Consider the following 3,274-nt stretch of genomic DNA (forward strand, 5'->3'; position numbering starts at 1 on the left):
GGCTGTTACAAGGACAAAGGTGCCTACCACCTTTATCTGCTGGCAACCGAGGCGCCGATCGTGTCGACGACGATGTGGCGCTTGCGGCCCATGATCTTCTTGCCAGCGTCGAAGCCTCGTATTCCGCCGCTTTCGGTGGTCTTGACCGTCTGGCTGTCGATGACGCCGGCAGACGGGCTTGCTTCCCGGCCTTCGCGTTCGCGCCCCGCCATGACGAGTTCATTGTTGATGGTGCGCAGCAGTCCTTCGTCACGCCAGCGCCAGAAGTATTTCTGCACCGTCGAGAACGGTGGGAAGTCCTTCGGCAGAAGCCGCCACGCGCCGCCCGACGAAGCTATATACAGAAGCGCGTTCACGACTTCGCGCAGATCCGTCTTGCGCGGACGGCCGATCCGGTTCGGCGAAGGCATCAAACGCGCGATCAGCGCCCATTCAGCATCCGTGAGATCGCTTGCGTAACGGGCGCAGCGCCGCACATATTGCGGGCGAGTGGTTTCGGTCCAGGGCATCATGATCTCCGTCGAATCTCAGCAATCCGACAGAATCACAACCCGCTGAAATCACTCACCTCTTTTTGGAACGGACACTTAAAGGCTGACGTGGAGGTTATCTCCTACCAAGACTTTCTTTGCGACGACACAACATGCAAGACCGAGATCGACGGAAAATTTCTTTACCGAGACAGCGGTCACCTTTCCTATGAAGGATCAGAGATCGTCGCTCGCCAGACAAGACTTGTCGAGAGGCTGATGAGAGCGGCTCGCTAGTCTTACTGAGTCAGAAAGTCGCGGCTGTGGGGGGATTCGCGCTGGTCGCGGATTTGTTAGGGTGCGGCTTGGTGATCAGGGAAGAGCCCCGCCATGCCCGACTGGACAGCCGAGAGTGAAGCCGCGTTCGACGCCTATGTCGATGCTTTGATCGGGGTGATCGGCCACGCCGACCGAGCTGAGCCGCTGAAGGACTATTGCCTCGGACTTCTGATGCCGATTGAGCGCAAGAGCGTGGAGCCGTTGGCAGCCGTCACGGCGCCGTCGCGGGTGTCGGCCATGCGCGGCCTCATACCGACTTCGCTTGGGTAGAGGATGGGTGACGCCTGCCGCAGATTGTAGCCGCAGGCCACGAGCACGCCGGAGCGTCCCTTTAACACGGCAAAGGGCCCTCTCGACCGCCACTCGGGCCAGCTTGTCCTTGGCCGTCGAAACGAGGCAAAAAAGAAGGTTCATTCCTCGTTCTCCCGATAGGTTGGCGATTGGCGCCGACGTTCCTGGCAGCTGTCGAAATGATTAGCCTTTTGTGCAGATCTCCCAGCGCTGCTAAACCGCCACATCAGCAAGAGAACGCTTCCAAAATAACCTACCTGGAGAAGCACCGCAGAAGTGAGCGCCGTGCCGATGACCACTCGGATGGAACGCGAGACGAAATAGACAGCTAGAGCGTTGGAGGACACGACCAACGCCATGACATGGCAGAACATTCTGAGGGGCACTGAAGTTCTCCTGATTTATCCGGTAGCAGAGCGCTAGCCGACCGAGAAATCGCTGTGAGGGTGCTGGGCTTGTGTGAGTCACCGAGCGGTTTCGGGCGAAAGAAATTAACGCCCTTGTTTCCTATCGCAGAGTGCTAACCAGATGAGCGGCGGCGAAGGCAATCGACCTGGCAGATTCGATTAGCTACCCGTCCGGGGGCCCGTCGTTCACTTCAAGGACATAACCGATCCCCCGGGCCGTCTTGATCGTTATCGTCGCGCGAGCTTGGCCCAAAATCCCGCGCAAGCGATAGATCCCGACTTCAAGCGCATTGCTGGAGACTTCGTCGTCGAAGGCGTAGAGGCTGTCCACCAGGAGCTCGCGCGGACACGTGCGACCCGCGCGGTTGAGCAGATGCTCAAGAATGCTTAGTTCGCGGCGCGGGATCTTTAGCGGCTGTCCAGCAACGGAAACCTGGCGGCCAATTGGATCGAATGTGAGATTGCCAAACGTGACAATGGGGTCGGCCACCTGCGTCGACCGCCGCAGAACGGCCCTTATTCGGGCAATGAGCTCATCCGTCGAGACCGGTCTACGCAAGAAGTCATCCGCGCCCCCGTTGAAAATCGAGATTCGCGTCTCGAGATCATCGAGGCTGCTCATTATGATAGCGGGAACCGAATGCCCCTGGCGCCTCAGTTGCCTTAGCCAATCCAACCCATCTCCATCCGGCAGGGCTAACTCGATCAGGAGAATTTCATAGCGTGCAACACCAAATGCAAGCGACGCGTCAGCGACAGTAGGCATCACATCAACGGTGAAACCGCGGTCCAAGAGCGCTCGTTGCATCACCTGGGTGAGCTTTGAATGGTGATCCACGAGTAGCGTTCGCATTTCGTGTCCTATCGGGAGGTCGCACGGGCAGCGTTGCTGGGCGCTGCTGACGGGTGGAGCATCCTTTGTACGGAAGGTATGCGCTCTCGGCGCACCTTTGCCGGCAAGCCACCCGATCGGTGAATTGCGGGCATTCGCAGCCTCATGCCGGCTTGGCCTGCGCCTAGACTCTCACCCGCTCCAGGTTGCAGCCGCAGGCCACGTCCACGCTGGCGGCCAAGTCGATGAAGCGCAGGCCGCGTAGGCCGGGGCGTATCTTGGACTTGGCAGGAGCCGCTGGACCACCCATGGTGGGCAGGCCAAAGAACTTTGCCGCCATGTTCTCTCCAACTGGGTTCGCTTGAGCTAAAACTGCTATGCACGAATCCTTCCAAAGGTCGTGTTCCAAAGAGAACCGTCCTAATTTCTAGCGCCTGCTCCGTCGTAGAAACGAAGCAACCCGCACCCCGACGCGACGACATCCGAAGGTTCATTCCGCGCCCTCACGGCAGGGTGCCAACTGGCGCCGAACTTCCTGGTCGCCATCGAAATGCTTGGCCTTTTGTGCAGTGCTGCCCGGACGGGCAGACTGCCAGATCAGAAAGAGCACGCTTGCGAAATAGCCGGCCTGGAGAAAGAGCGCACAAGTGAGCGTCTTGACGATTGCCGATCCAATGGAATGCGAGGTGAGATAGACAGCTGCAGCATTGATGGACAGGACCAACGCCATGATGTGGCAAAACATTCTGAGTGGCACCGGCGTTCTCCTGTTTGTCAGGCAGATCAAGCTGCGGCGCTGTCGGCCGCAAGATGGGTCTGGCAGCTCTTCGGACAGACGCGAGCGCAGGCTCCGCAGCCGATGCAGCGGCCGGCATGGTCGACGACCATGATCATGCGATTGAGCTCGCCATCGAAGTCGTCCTCGTCATCGCAGA

At 59.1% G+C, this 3,274-nt stretch carries 7 protein-coding genes and 1 pseudogene; 2 read left to right on the forward strand and 6 right to left on the reverse strand.

The features are described 5' to 3' along the window. Positions 1 to 44: 44 nt before the first annotated feature. Positions 45 to 509: pseudogene (locus tag ACWGTO_RS32905) on the reverse strand (IS5 family transposase); the annotation flags it as partial. Positions 510 to 599: 90 nt separating this feature from the next. Here ACWGTO_RS32905 and ACWGTO_RS32910 point away from each other — a divergent pair. Together ACWGTO_RS32910 and ACWGTO_RS32915 are read left to right on the forward strand one after the other, a co-directional pair. Then, the gene (locus ACWGTO_RS32910) at positions 600 to 767 is read left to right on the forward strand and encodes an SGNH hydrolase domain-containing protein (RefSeq protein ID WP_454578870.1); all 168 of its coding nucleotides are present in this window, start codon (positions 600 to 602) and stop codon (positions 765 to 767) included. A 93-nt stretch (positions 768 to 860) separates the two neighbouring features. Next, positions 861 to 1,079, forward strand: coding sequence for a transposase (locus ACWGTO_RS32915; protein ID WP_454578871.1), 219 nt, complete (start codon positions 861 to 863; stop codon positions 1,077 to 1,079). Between the two features lie 140 nt (positions 1,080 to 1,219). On the opposite strand, the gene ACWGTO_RS32920 is transcribed toward ACWGTO_RS32915, so the two are convergent. The 5 genes from ACWGTO_RS32920 to ACWGTO_RS32940 all read right to left on the reverse strand — a co-directional run. Further along, positions 1,220 to 1,474, reverse strand: coding sequence for an exopolysaccharide production repressor protein (locus ACWGTO_RS32920; RefSeq protein WP_454578875.1), 255 nt, complete (start codon positions 1,472 to 1,474; stop codon positions 1,220 to 1,222). 196 nt (positions 1,475 to 1,670) lie between these two features. Beyond that, positions 1,671 to 2,360 (reverse strand): response regulator, encoded by a 690-nt coding sequence (locus ACWGTO_RS32925; RefSeq protein WP_454578872.1) that lies wholly within the window; start codon positions 2,358 to 2,360, stop codon positions 1,671 to 1,673. A 163-nt stretch (positions 2,361 to 2,523) separates the two neighbouring features. Further along, positions 2,524 to 2,679: a hypothetical protein gene (locus ACWGTO_RS32930; protein WP_454578873.1), complete on the reverse strand. Its 156-nt coding sequence runs from the start codon at positions 2,677 to 2,679 to the stop codon at positions 2,524 to 2,526. A gap of 150 nt (positions 2,680 to 2,829) precedes the next feature. Continuing rightward, positions 2,830 to 3,096 (reverse strand): exopolysaccharide production repressor protein, encoded by a 267-nt coding sequence (locus tag ACWGTO_RS32935; protein WP_454578874.1) that lies wholly within the window; start codon positions 3,094 to 3,096, stop codon positions 2,830 to 2,832. A 26-nt stretch (positions 3,097 to 3,122) separates the two neighbouring features. After that, on the reverse strand, positions 3,123 to 3,274 hold a 152-nt coding region (locus ACWGTO_RS32940; RefSeq protein ID WP_454578876.1), incomplete at its 5' end, for a 4Fe-4S binding protein.

It is taken from the genome of Mesorhizobium sp. PL10 (assembly GCF_053714315.1).